This is a genomic window from Mangrovitalea sediminis, from assembly GCF_002514725.1.
GTDB classification, from domain to species: Bacteria; Pseudomonadota; Gammaproteobacteria; order Pseudomonadales; family Oleiphilaceae; genus Mangrovitalea; species Mangrovitalea sediminis.
Window position 1 is genome coordinate 97,467 of record NZ_NTLB01000002.1, and the last position, 17,648, is coordinate 115,114.

13 protein-coding genes are annotated in these 17,648 nt (G+C 60.5%); 4 read left to right on the forward strand and 9 right to left on the reverse strand.

From position 1 onward, the window contains the following. Positions 1-207 precede the first annotated feature (207 nt). The 3 genes from CLR77_RS20180 to CLR77_RS06345 all read left to right on the forward strand — a co-directional run bounded on the left by CLR77_RS20180 (position 208) and on the right by CLR77_RS06345 (position 4,024). Positions 208-1,542 carry a glutamine amidotransferase-related protein gene (locus CLR77_RS20180; RefSeq protein WP_227519839.1) on the forward strand — a complete coding sequence of 445 codons (1,335 nt, stop codon included), beginning with the start codon at positions 208-210 and terminating at the stop codon, positions 1,540-1,542. A gap of 269 nt (positions 1,543-1,811) precedes the next feature. Next, entirely contained in the window at positions 1,812-2,984 is a 1,173-nt protein-coding gene (locus CLR77_RS06340) for an MFS transporter (protein WP_198962697.1), read from the forward strand. Between the two features lie 188 nt (positions 2,985-3,172). Beyond that, positions 3,173-4,024, forward strand: coding sequence for an NAD(P)-dependent oxidoreductase (locus CLR77_RS06345; RefSeq protein ID WP_097459794.1), 852 nt, complete (start codon positions 3,173-3,175; stop codon positions 4,022-4,024). 7 nt (positions 4,025-4,031) lie between these two features. Here the strand turns inward: CLR77_RS06345 and CLR77_RS06350 are convergent, their stop codons facing one another. Continuing rightward, positions 4,032-4,436 (reverse strand): NINE protein, encoded by a 405-nt coding sequence (locus CLR77_RS06350; protein ID WP_097459795.1) that lies wholly within the window; start codon positions 4,434-4,436, stop codon positions 4,032-4,034. A 257-nt stretch (positions 4,437-4,693) separates the two neighbouring features. On the opposite strand from CLR77_RS06350, the gene CLR77_RS06355 reads away from it, so the two are divergent. After that, positions 4,694-5,518 carry a hypothetical protein gene (locus CLR77_RS06355; protein WP_097459796.1) on the forward strand — a complete coding sequence of 275 codons (825 nt, stop codon included), beginning with the start codon at positions 4,694-4,696 and terminating at the stop codon, positions 5,516-5,518. Between the two features lie 190 nt (positions 5,519-5,708). On the opposite strand, the gene CLR77_RS06360 is transcribed toward CLR77_RS06355, so the two are convergent. The 8 genes from CLR77_RS06360 to CLR77_RS06395 all read right to left on the reverse strand — a co-directional run bounded on the left by CLR77_RS06360 (position 5,709) and on the right by CLR77_RS06395 (position 17,371). Next, positions 5,709-6,755: an AraC family transcriptional regulator gene (locus CLR77_RS06360; RefSeq protein ID WP_097459797.1), complete on the reverse strand. Its 1,047-nt coding sequence runs from the start codon at positions 6,753-6,755 to the stop codon at positions 5,709-5,711. A gap of 133 nt (positions 6,756-6,888) precedes the next feature. After that, entirely contained in the window at positions 6,889-7,740 is an 852-nt protein-coding gene (locus tag CLR77_RS06365) for a metal-dependent hydrolase (RefSeq protein ID WP_227519833.1), read from the reverse strand. A gap of 4 nt (positions 7,741-7,744) precedes the next feature. Next, positions 7,745-8,671, reverse strand: a complete 927-nt coding sequence (locus tag CLR77_RS06370) for an alpha/beta fold hydrolase (protein WP_097459798.1) — start codon at positions 8,669-8,671, stop codon at positions 7,745-7,747. Positions 8,672-8,835: 164 nt separating this feature from the next. Further along, positions 8,836-9,789, reverse strand: coding sequence for a magnesium/cobalt transporter CorA (corA, locus tag CLR77_RS06375; RefSeq protein WP_097459799.1), 954 nt, complete (start codon positions 9,787-9,789; stop codon positions 8,836-8,838). 114 nt (positions 9,790-9,903) lie between these two features. Then, positions 9,904-10,944: a response regulator gene (locus CLR77_RS06380; RefSeq protein ID WP_097459800.1), complete on the reverse strand. Its 1,041-nt coding sequence runs from the start codon at positions 10,942-10,944 to the stop codon at positions 9,904-9,906. A gap of 62 nt (positions 10,945-11,006) precedes the next feature. Beyond that, complete coding sequence (locus CLR77_RS06385; protein WP_158227133.1) at positions 11,007-13,757, reverse strand: sensor domain-containing protein; 2,751 nt, start codon at positions 13,755-13,757, stop codon at positions 11,007-11,009. Positions 13,758-13,863: 106 nt separating this feature from the next. Continuing rightward, on the reverse strand, positions 13,864-15,561 hold the full coding sequence (locus tag CLR77_RS06390; protein ID WP_097459802.1) for an ExeM/NucH family extracellular endonuclease: 1,698 nt from the start codon (positions 15,559-15,561) through the stop codon (positions 13,864-13,866). 16 nt (positions 15,562-15,577) lie between these two features. Further along, positions 15,578-17,371, reverse strand: a complete 1,794-nt coding sequence (locus CLR77_RS06395) for a sensor domain-containing diguanylate cyclase (protein ID WP_097459803.1) — start codon at positions 17,369-17,371, stop codon at positions 15,578-15,580. Between the last annotated feature and the right edge of the window lie 277 nt (positions 17,372-17,648).

A 17,648-nucleotide genomic window follows, 5' to 3' on the forward strand; every position in this document is an offset into this window, starting at 1 on the left:
CCTCCTCACCGGGGTGGTCCAGGCTTTTTTTGTTTACCTGTCGTAATGACATCGGAACAAAACCTTGCAGCGGGACAGTGCGGCCCGAACCCCGCGGCGCTTGGAGCCTATGCCCATCATGGGCTAAGCTTTCCGCGAGCATAACGCGGAGTCAGCGATGACCGACAACACGGATCGATACCAGTCTTGGCGGGGCCGTTGAGCACGATGGATGTGATCGGCCTGCGCAAACCTCCCGAACAACCGCTATCCGCCCCCCTTCAGCCGGGTGACAGCGCACCCTACCTTGCGGCCATGGAACCGGACCGGCCGCGCTATCTGGTGGCCTTCCTGCGCCACGTGGGCTGCCCTTTCGCTGAAGCAACGGTTCGGCAACTGCGGTGGCTGGCCGGGCAATACCCGGAAGTACAATGCATCCTGGTCAGTCATGGGGACGGTGCCGTACGGGCGCGCTGGCTGGAAAAGGTTGGTGGTGCCGCGGGACTGACCGTCGTGGACGATCCTGACCGGGAGTTCTACGGTGCCTTTGGTGTCGGTTATTCCGGCGCCGGTCATTTCCTGGGGCTGCGCTCGCTGTTGGGCGTGGTGGGTCTGTGGTTTAAGGGCGTCCGCAATCGCAGCGCCTCCGGGACGCGTTGGCAGAAGTCGGCCACCTTCCTGCTCGATGCCTCGCGGACGGTGCTCTGGTCCCACACGGCGGCCCATGCGGCGGATGTGCCCCGCCTGGCTCCGGTGCTGGAACGTTTCAAGGGAGAAGCGACGCCGATGATGACGGAGTCGGAAGCCTCGCCGCGACTGCGGGTACGCCTGTTGGAACATACGCCCTATGAAGGCATCGGCAATATTGAACGCTGGCTGTTGCAACATGACGCGCGAATCGAGCGGACCCGTTTTTATGCCGATGACTGGTCGCTGCCGGATCCGGAGGCTGTGGACCTGGTCATCGTGATGGGCGGTCCGATGAGTGCCAATGATGAGACCGCCTTACCCTGGTTGAAAGCCGAAAAGGCCTTCCTGCGGGAAGCGGTGGACCGGGGCGTGGCTGTGCTCGGTATCTGCCTCGGCGCGCAAGTGATTGCCAGTGCCCTGGGCGCCAGGGTCTACGCTGCGCCGCAGGCGGAAATTGGCTGGTTCGACGTGCAGTCGGTGCCGGCGACAACGGGCAGTATCAAGCTGCCTTCGCGCTTGCGGGTATTGCACTGGCACGGCGAAACATTCGAGCTGCCGCCGGGAGCGATCCGGCTGGCCAGCAGCGAGGTTTGCGACAACCAGGCGTTCCAGATCGGCACCCGGGTGATCGGTTTGCAGTTCCATCTGGAAGCAACGCCCCATAGTCTGGCGTCGATGCTCGAGCACGAAGCCGGCGATCTGGTGCCCGGCCCCTTCGTCCAGGGGGCAGAGGCGCTGCAGGCCGCATCCGATGACGACTATCGCCGGGGGGCGAAGCTGATGGCCGAGGTCCTGAACTATCTGACCCGCGCCCGTTCGACCGTTGCTGATACGGCTGCCGGTGGTTCCATCCTGGAGAACAATCAGGTATAAAAATGGATTGCCGTTCTGAGTGGCTGTCCTTCACGGCGCAGGCGATGCCTCAAAAAGGTACCGGATGCCGTGCGTTTCCCGAAGCGCGATTTGCGTTTTGACGGTCCCGGCCGTCAGCCCCGCGGCACCCAGCAAGACGCTCCTCATAATTCCCAGAACAACCAGACAACACTGCTGAAGCAAGCCTGTGATGACGGCGATGCCGTCGCTATGTTCAATATGGTTAGCCTGTTAACCGGTTGCTAGCTCAGAAAATAAGGAACCGATACGTGAGCACGACCCCAATCGAAGCCGGGGACACGGGCACCGCTGCCCGCCCCCTGTATGGCCGTCTGGGTGGCCTTAGCTGGCTGCATTTCCTCAATGACGGTGCCGCCAACTATCTGCCCGGAGTGTTGCCGGCGGTATTGATCAACCTGCATTTGCGGCCGAGCCTGGCGGGAACGGTAATGGCAGCGCTGTTGATCGGACAGGCGTTCCAGGCCCTGACCGGCTGGTTTGCCGATCATATCGGTGGGCGCCTGTTCATCGTAGCCGGAGTGCTGGGATCCAGTATTGCCGGGGCCTTGATCGGCTTCAGCGATACCTTGTGGATGCTGATCCCGGTATTGATTGTCATCGGTCTGACCAACGCCCTCTTCCATCCCCAGGCCCTGGCGGGCGCGAGAACCTTGAGCCGCGGGCGTGTCGGCCTGGGCATGTCGCTGTTTCTGGTCGGGGGTGAGGTCGGCCGCGGGCTCTGGCCCCTGTTCGCCAGCCTGGTGGTGAGCGCCTGGGGCTTGCATTACCTCTGGCTGTTGGCGCTGCCGGCGCTGGTGAGTGTCGCCCTGCTCTGGCCGTCGCTGCCCGTGCAGCCCAAGCGTCATCCAGATGCCGCGCCCATCGCCTGGCGTCGCCACCTGGGACCGGCTAGCGCGCTCGTCGCCTTCTCCAGCCTGCGCGCATTGATGATTTTCGGCGTGGTGACCTACCTGCCGGTATTGTGGCATCAGCGCGGCCATTCGCTGGTCGAATCCTCCGCACTGATCACCGTCCTGCTGGTGGTGGGTGTGGTCGGCAATGTGGCTGGCGGGCATTTGTCCGACGTCTTCGGGCGTAAGCGGGTGATCTTCGTGGCGATCGTCCTGTCGACGATCTTCATGGCCCTCTTCATGAGCCTGGGAGGCGGCGCACTGCAGTGGCTGTTGCTGGGACTGCTGGGAATCTCGTTGTTTGCCACCCTGCCGATCAGCATGCTCATCGGGCAGGACATTTTTCGGGAAAACCGGTCCCTCGGCTCGGGGATCGCCCTTGGCCTGTCCAACGGCCTGGGAGCCGCCGCGTTGATCCTGCTGGATGTCGTCGCGACCGATTTCGGCCTGGTGACAGTGCTGTGGGCACTGGTGGGTGTCGGTATGGCCGCCAGCCTGATCAGCCTGGTGTTGCCGCGTCACCATCATTAACGCCGGGATGGGGAACCGCTGGCCTCTTCGGCGCTCTATAGAGGTTCGGGCGTTGGGCTGAAACCGGCGTGACGGATTGACGTCTTACCGGCCTTTGCGGCAGTTTAGGGTAAGGCTTCGGATTTCCTCTATCGCTCCCAGTGGGTGGATGGGCGGGAATCGATCGATAAGCAACGCGGAGACCGACCATGACGATTGGATTGATAGGTTACGGCAAACTTGGTTCGGCCATTGCGGAACGCCTGCGCAACGAAGGCCACACCCTGACGATATATAATCGCTCGTCAGAGAAGGTCCGGGGGGACGGCCTGGAAGCCGTGCCGACACCGGCCGATCTGGCCAGCCGCTCCAGCAGTGCCATTCTGATCTGTGTAACCGACAGTGCGGCGGTGCAGGAGGTGCTTAATGGGGCCCAGGGCTTGCTGAAGAAGAACCTGGATGACCGCCTGGTGATCGACCTCACGACGCACGACTATCGGGCCGTGGGTGAGTTGCACACCCAGGTCGCAGCGGCGGGTGGCCGCTATCTTGAGGCACCGGTGGCCGGCAGTGTCATTCCCGCCCGCAATGGTCAGCTCGTGCTGTGGGCCAGTGGTGAAAAACGGGATTATGAAACGGCAGAGCCGTTGTTGTCGCTGCTGGCGTCGACCCGCACCTTCGTTGGCGCCGCCGGTCGCGCCACGCGACTGAAGCTGATCAATAACGGTGTTCTCGGCGGCTTTATGAGTGTCCTGTCGGAAGCTATCGACCTGGCGGAGCGTAACGGATTCAGCCGGGAAGAGGTGATCGAGCTACTGGGCCAGGGGGCCGGCAAGTCGACGGTCCTGACCGCCAAGCAGGGGAAACTGTTGAGTGGCGACTATGGTGCGCACTTCGCGCTGGAAACGCTGCTCAAGGATCTCAACCTGGTCCGCGAGATGGCTGGTGACAGCGCCCGGGCGATCACCACACTGAACAGTGCCACGCTGCTTTACCAGAAAGCGGCGGAGATTTTCCCCGGCGAGGATTTCGCCGCCGTCTTCAAGCTGATCCGCAACTGATGTCACCCTAGGGACGCAGGCTCGGTGAGTTGCGCATCGAGACCTGCTCGTTCAGCGTCCAGAAATCAAACAGCACGCCAACCAGGAAGAGCCCGCCGGTCAGCAGGTAGACCAGCCCGGTAAACCATTTCCCGATATAGAAACGGTGCAACCCGAGTACCCCAAAGAACGTCAGCAGGATCCAGGCGACACTGTAGCTCAGCGCGCCCGGCTGGTAGCGGCGGTCTGCATCGCGGTCCATGCCGGGAATCAGGAAGAGATCGATCAGCCAGCCGATACCGAGCAGCCCGAGGGTGAAGAACCATAAGGTGCCCGTCCAGGGTCTACCGTAATAGAAACGGTGCGATCCGAGAAAGCCGAATAGCCACAACAGATAACCGATACTCTTGCGATGTGTGTCGTGAAGGTACATGCCTGATTCTCTCCCTGAACGATCCGGCCACCAGACTAGCGTAATTGTGCGCAACTGCGTACTGTCGTTGATTACGTATTGGCCAGATTGTGTGTTGCCCGTCGGCAGCGACCGCCTGGCCCGAGCCTGGGGCGGTAAAATGGGGACGTTAAACTTGCGGATTGGCCTGATTCGACCTAAACAAATAGGGTTGGGGCTGTTTTCTCCGCCGGCGGGGAAGCGATGCGTTGTACAAATGGACAGAGGGAGTTGCCGGTATGAGTCGTAAAGGGTTATTGGCAGGCAGCTTGGCCGTGGCGGTGATGCTTTCCGGTTGTGGTGGCGGAGGCGGTGGGGGTAGTTCCAGTTCCAGTACGTCTTCGACCACTTCGACAACGCCCAGTAGTTATACGCCGACAGTGACGGCGTTGGCGGATGGGCTATGGACTGGGAGTTACCTGTCCGGTAGCACCTCGCTTCAGTTGATTGGTGCCATCTCCCCCAGCGGGCAATCGATTTTTGTCAATACCAGTGCACAAACGGGTTCATCGGGCCGTCTCTATACCTTCCCCGATATGACGTTGTCCGGAGGGACTGTCATCACGGGTACCTTGCGCCACTACACCCAACAAGGGCTGGTCAGCAGCACGTCCGCAAGCAATATCGTCGATGAGGCCTATTCGGGTTCGCTGACTCAGCATCAGTCGCTTAACGGAACAATTTCTTCGGGGGCCGGCGGCAGCTTCAGTTTTGGATTGGATGCGATCTACAACACAGCGATACCCCTGTCGACCCTTGCTGGTTCCTATCAGGGCAAGGCTGACGATGGTGCGACGGCGGGTGTAGAGATAAAAAGTGATGGCACCTTCAAAGCGGGCATTACTTACACCGGTACTTCTCAAAGCTGTATCATCTCCGGCACGATGACGCCGACCGATGGAAGCCACGACCTGTTTACCGTTTCGGCGAGTATTACGGGTTGCTCGCAAGGGCCGCTCAAAGGTTTGGCCTTTGTCGGTGACAGCAATGCCCATTCCCTCTTCCTGGGTCTGATTCGTTCCGACAGCGGCGCCAACGGTACGGTTATCGTCGCCTTCAAGTAAGCTTGTAACTCGTAGGGCGCAATAACCAACGGGCATTGCGCCGTATGCCGCCCAATCCCTAACCTCCACCCAGCCACAACCTCTCGCGATACTGTCTTGGAGACTGAACGCCGTTCTTGCCTGCTGCTCATTCGGCGCAATGCCCGTTGGTTATTGCGCCCTACGGGTTGCCTGGGGGCGATTCTGATCTTCAGGCCCTGACGGCATCGCTCTTTTCTGCACGCACCCGATAGCGACTGGGGCTGATCCCGGTCCAACGCTTAAAGGCCCGCGTAAAGTTGGCGGCATCCGCATAGCCTAACGCATCGGCAATCTGTGCCAGGGACAGGCGGGTGCTGACCAGCAGGTCTCCCGCCCTTTCCAGCCTGACGCTATCGACCTGCTGCTGGAAGGTGGTGCTTTCTTCCTGTAAGCGTCGCTTCAATGTGCGCTCGGACATGAACAGCGTCGACGCGACCTTTTGCAAACGGGGCGGAAACGGATGACTGGTCTCGATAACCCGTTGCACCCGGGTCGTCACACTGGCATCGCCTGTCAACTGGCGGAGTGCCTGCTCGCACTGCTCCCGCGACACCTTCGCCGCAAGATCATCACTGAAGCGGACCGGCGCCCGTAGCCAGGAGGCGGGGATGCAGACCGCATCGTCGTTTTGCTGGAACAGGACCGGGGACGGCAGTTGTGACAGGAAACGCCGGTAGTAGCGCGGCTCGTTGCCCCGGCGATGGATAGCGGCTTCAGCAATGGGTTGGCCGAGCAGCTGCTCCCCCATCATGAGGAAACCAATGGTCATGGTGTCGAGCATAAAACTGGTCAGTGGGCCGAGATCGATGGCCGGTGTGAAACGGATCAGCACCTGATCGCCTTCCTGGTGCGGGACGACGCTCATCTGCGGTAATCGCAACTGCATGTAGCGCGACGATATTCGCAGGGCGTCTTCCAGGTTGCGGCTGCTCATCACGGCCACGCCCAAGGCACCATGCAGGGGCATGCGAAGTTCTTTCGCCAGTAGAATGCCCAGGCCGGGCTCGTCCGATGCCAGCAGGGCTCTGCGCACGAACTCGCTGGCCGTCATCAAAGGGACCCGTACATCGGTACTCAGGATGCGGTGCGGATCGAGTCCGACCTGTTGTAGCAGCCGTCTCTCGTCCAGCCCCCGCTCGCGCAACAACTCCGCCAGCAAGTGGATGTATATACCCGGCAAGCCCAGGTCCCTGGCTGGAGCGGCGATTGCAGTCATGGCCTGTTCACCTCGTTCCTCGGGAGGGTGCGCGTGTTCACATCGAGTGAACACCTCGTAGCCCCCGATTATGGAACCTGCAATGCCTTGACCCCATGACCTCCCTGACGGGCGCCCAGGTAAACCGGGCCAATCAGGCCAAAGACGACAGGCGCCGTCGCCAGGCCTTGGCCACCGGACTGTTGTCGATTTTCCAGGGATGGAAATCTGGGCGGAAATAGCTCAGGTAGGCCGGTGCCAGACGGCTCAGGTAGCCTTTGTAGCCCCAGAGACGCCAGATGCCTTTCGCCCAGACCAGGGGTTTACGCGACAGGCCGTCCCGTTGCATCAGCGCCGTCTGGAAGCGCGTGGTCGTGTAGATGAGCAACAGCGTCGCCTTCAGCATTGCGGTTACCCGGGTGGTGTAATCGCCACCGACATCCTGATAAAGGTCCCAGGCCACGGCTTTGTGTTCGGTCTCCTCGATCGCATGCCAGACCCACAGGTCGCGGACCCTTTCATCCAGGCGATCACGGACGTCTTCGTGCTCCAGCATCAATTCGGCGAGGACGGCGGTGATATGTTCCAGGGCTACAGTGATCGCCAACTGCTGCAGCGGTGTTGTCTCTTCCCGGGCCTTTTGCAGTTCCTGGCGAAGAACGCCTTCCAGTTTGTCCGCCGGGTAGCCATTCTGTTCCAGGAAGGCATTGAAGGTGCGGTGTTCGAGGGAGTGCATGGCTTCCTGGCCGATGAATCCGGAGATGTCGCGCTGACGTTCCGGGTCCGCAATCCGGTCGCGGAAATGGCGAACTGCGTCGACAAAGAAGCGCTCGCCCTCGGGAAACAGTAGGGACAGGGCGCTGAGAAAGTGGGTCAGGAAGGGGTCGTTACCGAACCAGTAACGCGGTACCTGCCCATCGAATCGGAAGTCCATGCGGTGCGGTTCTATCGGCAGATCCGCAGGCTTTCGGGGACGCTTAGCGGGCGTCTGGAACATGATGCTCATACCCTTATCCTTTCGGTTGTTCGCGAATGAACGTTTCCAGTGCCCGTGCCGATCGACGCGGAATTTCCAGCATCGGCAGATGACCGACACCCCTGAAGACCTCGATTTTCGGGGCCGGGGCCAACTGTCGATAGGTATCGACGCAGGAGACTTCGGTCAGGTGATCCCGGTCACCCCAGAGCACCAGGAGTGGGACCGGATAATCCGGCAGGTAGCGGGCGACGGCATCGCGGTCGCGGAGCATGTCGCGGAAAATGTGGGAGTGGGCCTGCTGGCGGCGCAGGAGATCCGGCCCCAGGGCCAGCGCCATGGCAGCACCCGTGAGGCTGGGGCCGCCGGTGCCGACCATGGTGAACATGCGCCAGACTTCCTTCCAGCGGCGTGGTACCAGACCGTATTCGCCCTGATCCAGCATCTGATCCAGCGCGCTTGGCCGCTGTGCCGGCACACCGGCACTGTTGAGCACCGAAACCGAGGCGATGCGGTCGGGAGCACGGGCGCCGGCGATGGTCACAATGGCACCTCCCATCGAGCTCCCCACCAGGTGGACCTTCTCCCAGTTACGCTGATCGAGCCAGGTGAGCAACCGGCCGGCCTGGGCTTCGTAGCTGTAATCCATGCCGGCTCGGTAAGTGGTTTCGCCGAAGCCGGGCAGGTCGATGGCGATGAGGTGCCAGTCGTTCGGCAGCATGCGCAGCCAATAGGCCCAGTTTTCCTTCATGGCGGCAAAGCCGTGAACCATCACGATCGTTGGGCGCTCTGGCGTGGCACGGCCGCGCTCGAGCCAGACGACCCGATGACCGTCGACGCTGGCGACCTTGCGCCGGGTGCCGGTCAGGGGCCGGTGGCCGTGACGTAACAGCGGCCAGATGCCGGCCGAAAGAAAACCGCCGGAAAAGGTGTTGGGTGCTGACGAGAGTTGCTCTGACATGAAGATGCGTTCCTCTGTGTACCTACCGCGCAACGATCGCAGAGGTGTGATCGGCATCTTTTCAGTCTGGTCGGGATTGTCGGGACGGGCCAGTGAAAGGCGGGTCAGTTGCCTGTCAGTAGGGGCCAAAATGCAGTGGGAGCATTTTCATCCCTCCTGTCGGCTTACAGCCAGCCCTTACGCTTGAAGAACCAGTACGGGGCGATGCCGGACAACACCATCATTACCAGGGCTATCGGGTAACTGTAGGTCCAGTGCAGCTCAGGCATATGCTCGAAGTTCATGCCGTAAATGCTGGCGATCAGCGTGGGCGGCAGGAAGACCACGGCTGCGATGGAGAAGATCTTGATGATCTGGTTCTGTTCCAGGTTGATGAAGCCCAGTGCCGCATCCATCAGGAAGTTGACCTTTTCAAAGGTGAAGGCGGTATGGGACATCAGCGTATCCAGATCGCGCAGCATCTCGCGGCAGGATTCCTGTTCTTCCGGATTGTTACGCAGATGGCGCTGCATGAAGGAAATGGAGCGCTGGGTATCCATCAGACAGAGCCGGATCTTACCGCTGCTGTCCTCGATGCGGGCGAGGCGGTCGATGGCCTCCTCCAGTTCGGCGTCCTCATCCTCCAGCACCATGTGACTGACCTCTTCGAGGTCTCGGTGGATGTCTTCCAGAACGTCGGCAAGGTTTTCTACTTTCTGCTCGAACAGGCTGGTCAGTACGGTCAGAGAGGTATTGGCATCCACCCGTCCGCGTCGGGCGCGCATGCGCATCAGGCGAAAGTCAGGCAGATCGACGTCGCGGAAGGTGAGCAGGCAGTCAGGGCGCAGGATAACGGCGACGGTGGCGGTGCGGTGGCGCCCTTCGCTCTGGTAGAGAAACAGCGAGTGAACGTGCAGGTCGGAACCTTCGCTGTAATAACGTGCCGAGGCTTCGATTTCCTCGACATCGTCGGCGTCCGGCAGGGCCGAGGGATAGACTTGGTCTACCAATTCCCGTTCGAGGTCATCGGGTTCCAGAAGGTCGATCCAGTCCGCCTGTTTCAGACGGCTTTCCAGATCGCTCTCGTCACCATTGAGCTCTCGCAGCACCTTGTTCTGGATTCCGTAGGTTCTCAGCATGCAGCGTCTATCCCAATCATGCGGTTACACCGTTTTCAGCCCGCAAGTTTACCATCTACGGAGCGGGGCTGGATGCCCTGCCTTATGGTTGCTCACAGTGCCCTTAAGGCGCGCTTATTGCAATCCCGGATTGTACCTTTGGCGGATATCGGAAATCGCTGATTGGATACCGGCAAAGGCTTCGGTCAGGCTCGGATCGAAATGCCGTCCCGCCTGCTGGCGCAGAAGGTCGATAGCCTTATCCATCGGCCAGGCGTCCTTATAGGGCCGTACCGAGGTCAGGGCGTCGAACACGTCCGCAATGGTGACGATACGACCGACCAGAGGGATATCGGTTCCCCGCAGTCTGCCGGGATAGCCGCTGCCGTCCCATTTTTCGTGATGCGTCAGGGCGACGACCCGGGCCATTTCCAGAAGGGGTGAGTCTTCGGCATAGTCGCCGATGATGCGTGCGCCGATTTCCGGATGCTGCTTCATGATCTCCCATTCGCTGCGGTTGAGGGGGCCGGTCTTTTGCAGGACGGCGTCGGGAATGCCGATCTTACCGATGTCATGCATTGGGGCGGCATTGAGGAGGGTGTCGGCGTCCTCCTCGCTCATGCCTGCGGCGAGCGCGAGTTCGCGGGCGTAGTGGCTCATGCGGATGACGTGCAGGCCGGTGTCTTCGTCCTTGTATTCGGCTGCGCGCCCGAGGGTCTGGATGATCTGCAGCCGGGTGTGGTTGAGCTGGGCGGTGCGTTCGTGGACCAGTTGTGCCAGGTGCTGCTGTTGATCGTAGAGCGCCAGATGTGTGGCAACCCGGGCCTTGACGATGGGGGCGCTGACCGGCTTGGTAATGTAGTCGACACCACCGGCGGCGAACCCCCGGGTCTCGTCCGCCACCTCGCCCAGGGCAGTGACGAAGATGACGGGAATGCGTGCGGTTCGGTAATCGCGTTTGAGTTCAGCGCAGACCTCGAATCCGCTGAGTCCGGGCATCATGACATCCAGCAGTACGAGGTCGGGCGGCGCATCGCTGAGTGCGATTTTCAGCGCGCGGTGGCCGTCGGTGGCGATCTTGACGCGATAATCATCCTTGAGAATGCCGGCCAGGACATCGATGTTTTCCGGTGTGTCGTCGACGACCAATACGGTCGGCCTGCGTTGTTGCGTCATGCCTTTTATCTCCCATAAGACCCCTGTTCCGAATCCGGTATGGTGACCTGGCGATCATGCTATTAATGCGTCTGTTTGTGCGGCGGGGCGGGTTCCCGCTTTGCGGGCATCAGTCGCTGCTCGAATTCGGCTCTGGAGGCCGGTCTTGCCAACAGAAAGCCCTGGACCAGATCGCAACCCCTGTCCTTGAGACAGTTCAGTTGCTCTCGTGTTTCAACGCCCTCAGCGACCACCCGGGAGTCCAGTGTATGGGCCAGCTGGATGATGCCGCTGACGATATCGAGATCCCGGTTATCGGTAGTGATGTCGTCGATAAAGGACTTGTCTATCTTTAGCACATCGGGCGCGAAGCGCTTGAGATAAGCCAGGCTGGAGTAGCCGGTGCCGAAATCGTCCACGGCGATAGATACACCGATGGCACGTAGCCGGTCGATCAATGCGCCTGCCCGGGCAGGCTCATGCATGATCGAGCTTTCGGTCAGTTCGAGTTCGATGGTGCCGGGAGGCAGGTCATATTCGCGCAAGTAGCCTTCCAGTTTGTCCACCAGTCCGGCCTGGTTGATCTGGCTGGCGGAGATGTTGACCGACAAGCTGATGTCCTGCAGCCCCCGATCCAGCCAGGCTCGCCGTACCCGGCAGGCTTCCTGTAGAACCCAGTCGCCGACCGGCAGGATCAGGCCGGTTTCCTCCAGCAGGGGTATGAAATTGGCCGGTGATACCAGGCCCCGCCCCGGATGATGCCAGCGTAGCAGGCATTCTGCGGCCACCAGCGTCTCGTCCCTGAGGTCGAACTGGCCCTGGAAGAACAGGTCGAACTCGTGCCGCTCCAGGGCCTGATGCATTTCACTTTCCAGGCGCAGGCGTTCCGGAGAGGCCTGTACCTTGTTCGCATCGAAGAATTCGAAATGGTTGCGGCCGCGGTTCTTGGCGATATACATGGCCATGTCGGCATTCTTGAGGAGGCTTTCGGCGTCCTCGCCGTCCCGGGGAAAGCAGGCTATGCCGATACTGACCGTCAGATAGGAGACATGGTCATGCACACTGAACGGGCGTGTCAGCGTCTGCATGATGGTGTCGGCCAGATCGTTGAGTTCCACCTGGTCAGAGCCGCGAGCGGCCAGTACGGCGAACTCATCCCCGCCCAGGCGTGCAATGAAACCTCGGCGATCGATAATGTTCTGCAGTCGGTCGGCGAGCTGTCGGAGCAGTTCGTCCCCGGCGCTGTGGCCCAGGGAGTCGTTGACGTTTTTGAAGCGATCCAGATCGATGAAAAGCAGTGCGAAGGGGCTGCCGTGTTGCTTGGAGTCCTGACACTGCTGCGTCAGGCGCTGATAGAACAGGTTACGGTTGGGCAGGCCTGTGAGGGTGTCGAAGTGCGCTGCCCGGTACAGGAGATCCTGTTGCCGGCGGTCCTCCGTGATATCGGCAGTAACGCCGACGATACGCAGTAATTGGTCGGCGTCGCCCTTGATCGGATAAATGCGGTCCCGTACCCAGCGTTGATCACCATTTTGGAGCCGTATCCGGTAGATGACTTCCTGGGACTGTTTTTTTCGGATACAGGTCTCCAGGTTCATCTTGACGTCATGGCGGTCGTCAGGATGAATGCTGTCGTGCCAGTGAATCCAGGTATCGGTGGTCGACGTCAGCGGTTGTTCCCAGATCTTCTCGAAGGCCAGACTGATATACAGCGCTTCCTGTTGCTGGTGGTCGTAGATCCAGAATACCTCGGGAACATGGGCCGCCATCTCCGTGAAGCGGGATTCGCGTTCGACGACCTGCTTGAGCAGCCTTTGCTGATCGGTGACGTCCATCAAGGTTCCAGCGATCATCAGCGACCCGTCTTCCAGGCGCCGGCACTCGGCGCGCAGCTGGATGTGTTTAAGGCTTCCCCTGTCGCCGATCCGCGTAAGGCTGCAGTTCAACGGCACTCCGGCTTCCATCAGCGACCAGGCTTCCCGCAGCCTGCTGCGGTCCGGTTCGACAAAGTAATCCGGGAGATTGGCGCCAGTGAGAGGTTCTTCGTCGCTGACGTCAAGTAGACGGCGGAATTCCGGTGACGCCATGAGCTCGCCTTTGGTGTCCGTCATCGAGAAGTCACCCAGCCGGGCAATCCGGTGAGCCTCGTACAGGCGTGCAGTTTCCTCCGCCAGGGCCTGCTCCGTTCGCACCCGTTCGGTGATATCGACGATCATGGCGAGCCGGCAGGGTTTGCCGCGGTACAACATGGGGTAGGACGACCCTTGCCCGAAAAAGCGTTCGCCGTTTTTGCGGGTGTAGGTGAAATGATTGAAGAAGACCTTGCCGCCGGTCTGATCGTCGCCGAGGATAATGTCCAGCTCTGCCTGCGCCTCCGGCGGGCGCAGGTCGCGGACGGACATCTGCAGGAATTCGCTTTCGCTATAACCGAACTGCCCTTGCATGGCGCGGTTAACCCGTACGATGGCGAGGGTGTCCAGACGGTAAATCCACATGGGGCTGGGGTTGTTCTCGAACATGCCCCTGAAGCTGCTTTCCGAACGTTCCATCCATTCGAACGCGAGCTTGAAGCGACGCTCCCAGTAGCGCAGGGCCAGGAACAGCAGGAATCCGCTTACCAGGACAAAGCCGAGGCCTTTCCAGGTCTGGTAGCGCTGCATCAGGCTCGGGTCGTCGCTGAATATATGGAAGGCGGAGTCGCTGGAAACGATCCAGGCCGCTGAAATGAGGATATAGCCGAGAGCTATGGCAATGGGGGTGAAGTGTGGCTGCTTGGCATAGCGTCCGCTGGGTGACTCCGTGTCCGGTATAACGGATACCTTTTCCTTTTCCATCCGTAGCCGCCTCTCAATGTCGCATCCGGTTGCGCTACGGTCATGGATGTCGGCCATCCTGACTCGTCAGTTCATACCTTAACGCAACCGGTGCTCGTTGCCATCATCAATCTATGGGGCTTGCCCTCCTTTTCAGGTCCACGATCAGCGGATCGTGATCTGATGCCCGCCAAGGTTGTACGCTGGCGGGGCGGTGGTGGACCAGAACCGGATCCTCGTCAGCATCGATATGCCATTCGGCGACGGCACCGACCTGCCTGGCCATCCGGCTGTTGGCCAGGGCATAGTCCAGATAGCCCGAGCGACCGTCATAGACATAGGAGTATGCCTTTGGTCCTATAAAGCGGTTGACCTGATCCGCATAACCGGCGGAAACAAAGGCTTGTATGGAAGACTCGCGCGCATAGCTGTTCAAATCGCCCAGAATCAGGGTTCCGCCCTTTGCCGTCGGCAGGGTTTTCAGCCAATGCACCTCATACCGGGCCGCCTGGGCGCGACTGGCGCTCCAGCAGCCCTGTCCATCGTGACGATCCCGGTTGGCTCCTTCGGCATGACGGCACAGGCGTGATTTAAGATGGTTCACGACAACGGCGAAGCTTGTCCCGTCTCCCGCCACGCGGAATCGCTGCCAGAGGGGCGGGCGGCTGAGTTCCGAGAAGGGGCCGGACAGCAGTGTCCGTGCCTGACCCACAGGAGTGACGCGGTCCCGCCGGTAAAGCAGGCCGACGGTAATCATATCCGTACCGAGAGACCGCAGACCGGACGGCTTCACATAGGCCCACTGCGGCCCCAGGGCCCTGGCGAGGTCTGCGATGGCGCTGTGCTCACCGAAACCGTCGTTTTCGAGTTCCATGGCGCCGAGGATGTCCGGGGACAGTGACCGAATGGCGGTGCGGAGATTGGCCAGCTGGCGCTGATAGGCTTGCTCCGTGTCGGCCCCCCTGGCGGTCGGGAAACCGCCGCCCTGCCCGTCGCCGTTGAAGAAGTTTTCCAGGTTAAACGATACCAGTCGCAACCGCGTGCCCGGCGCTTTACCGGGTGGCGCCGGACGTGGGTTGTCCCGGCTGAAGTGGGGCGCGGTGACCGGCTGCAGGCGCCAGTGGCCAAAGCGGTAATCGAGAATACCGGTGGCCGATAGAACACGGTCGCCCACCCGGAGCTGGCCCTTGTCTTCGACGATGGCGGGAGCTTGCCCGGCGAAGGTCTGTTGGCTGCCATCGTCCAGCAGAAACTGCTGTCGACGCTGCGCTTCCCCGTGTTGGTATGCGGCGGTTCCGGAGGCTAGGGACTGGGTCGGGGCGAATTGCCGTCCGGGTGCCAGCAAAAGGGAGCCATAGCGTTGATAATCGCTGAGATCGACGACGGTCGGCTGGCCGGATAGCTGCACCAGCATACCCTCGTGAGCTTCCAGCCAGGCGGGCGTCAGTGTTGCCAGATCCAGCGGAACCGGCGAGATCTGCGCTGGCGAAGGGCAGGTTTTGAGGCGATAGAGCGGTGAGATTTCTGTCAGGCCGTGGTATTCGCGAACCCGTCCGCTGACTTCGACCTTTTCGCCAACCTGGACCTGATGCCCGGGAGCGTAGACGAACAAGCCGCGAGAGCGGTTTTCTTCCGGTGCCGATCCTGGTGGGGTTTCGATGAAAAAGCCGCCGAGTCGGTCTCGGGCGCTGAAGTCACCGGTGACGGTGCCGATGACCCGGACCTCCTGCCCGACGAGGGGGGAGCGATCGTAAGTGCCCTGGATCGCCGGGATCGACTGGCTGGCCGAGCAGGCCAGCGAACTGGCGGGAAGGCTCAGCGCCATGGCCGCTAGAATGTGCCTAGACGGGACGAAGCACCTGAGTCGACGTCTCGAGATTGGCCACCACCACCTGATTTCTTCCGCCTGCCTTGGCTGCATACAATGCTTCGTCCGCTTTCCGTATCAATCCTTCGAATGAGTGGCCGGGGGCCGGTACGCAGCCGGCAACGCCGATACTGAGGGTCATGGAGATGTCCTTGCCATCCCAGGCCAAAGGCTGGCGGGAAACCGCATAGCGAATCATCTCGGCGAGCTCTGCCGCGCCCTGTAAAGAGGTTTGCGGCAACATTATCACGAACTCTTCGCCACCGTAACGGGCGACGTCGTCACCGGCACGGCGGGCCAGCTCTGAAACCAGCGCTGCCAAATGCTGCAGGCAGGCGTCGCCGCACTGGTGGCCATAGGTATCGTTGATCTGCTTGAAGTGATCGACATCCAGGATCATCAGCGACATTTCAGCAACATCCCGGCAGCTTCGGCGCCACTCATTGGCAATGGCCTCGTCGAACCATAGCCGGTTCTTCACCTGGGTCAGGCCGTCCAGTGCGGAAAGCTCCCGTAACTTCCGGTTGACCTGTTCCAGCTCAAAAGTCCGCTCGCGGACTTTGCTTTCCAGTTGTGAATTCGCCTCGCTTTGGATGCGCAGTGCGTCGGCCTGCGCGGCATAACGGCGTTTGCGCTCAAGGTTGATGCGGTAGCCAAGGGCAAAGGACAGCAGCAGAACCTCAATGACGGCACCAAACTGGGGAGCATACTCGAACAGGTCGTTGCTCGGGAGAACACCGGTCTTGTCGAGCGCCAGCACCGTGTGCCCGATCAGTAAGGCACCCCAGGCCAGCGTAAAGAATTTTGCCAGCGGTTCGCCCTTGATCCAGAGATAGATGCCGACGCCGAGCAGCACCGGCGCGCCGAGCGAAACAATCAGTATGCTGAGCTTGATGGAGGTGTTGTAGTGAATCCATGTGCTGGAAAGGGCCAATAGCAACGCAATACCGGCGACAGCGCGTAATGCCTTAGAGATAAAAGGACTGGTGCGGCGAACCCCGAGGAAACTGTGGGCAAAGAGACAGACGAACATGGCGTCCAGGTCGATGATGGCGGGCAGGCCCTGGTTGTTCAGCCAGGGCACGTTTGGCCAGAGATACTGGAAGGACAAGCCCTTGATGGTCAGCAGCGCAAGGCTGACGAAGACCACGTTGCAGACGTACCAGAGGAAGGTGATCTGGCGCAGCGAAAAGAACAGCATCAGGTTGTAGATCGCCAGGGCGAGCATGATACCGGTGAAAGTGACCTGCAAGGCGAACACGGTGGCGTCTGCCATGAAAAAGGGCTGTACTTTCCAGAGTTTTAGCGGCAACTGAAGGGCGCCTTCCGTTTCCACTCGCATCAGTACGGTCAGGGTTTCATCGGCCTTCAGGCGTAGGGGAAACAGAAAGCTGCGGTGATCGATGGGGCGGCTGTCGAAGGGGCGTCGGTCGCCGGTGTGGTAGGCCTGGAGCAACTGCCCATCGCGCAGGAAATAGACATCGACCTTGTCGAGCATGGGATAGCCGAGTTCCAGGAGTCGCTCCTGGGAATGGTCCAGGGCGTTGTGCAGCCGGAAGGCAACCCACAGATTGTCGGAGATCAGGCCGAAGTTCGGAACCGCCGTCTTGCGGAATGTCCAAGGCTGTCGATTCAGTTGCGGGATCAGCTGGGATGCCGTCCAGCTATGCGTTTTATCCAGTAGGAAGCCGGCGCGGTCGCCCAGATTCAGCGAGGCCGAATCCTTGACGTCGACAACGGGGATCGCTGCCCAGGTCCGGGTAGCCATCAAACACAAAAAAAGTGCAGTCAGCAATCTCGACACGTTGGAGCCCCGTTTTGTTGTTGTTAAGGGCAAACCGTTAGCGGCTGGCAGACGTTAGCGGGCGCTTCGGTACTGGCCGCTCGCCGGGTGCGGTGGACATTATCCCGGACTTCCGGAACCGCAAACTGGTCCTTGACATATTTCAGTGTGGCAGAGGATACGGGGTGTCGCCGTTTATTTATGTAACTGATTTATTGGCAAAAAGGGCCAGAAAAGGCAGGTTTTGTTACCGGGTTTACGC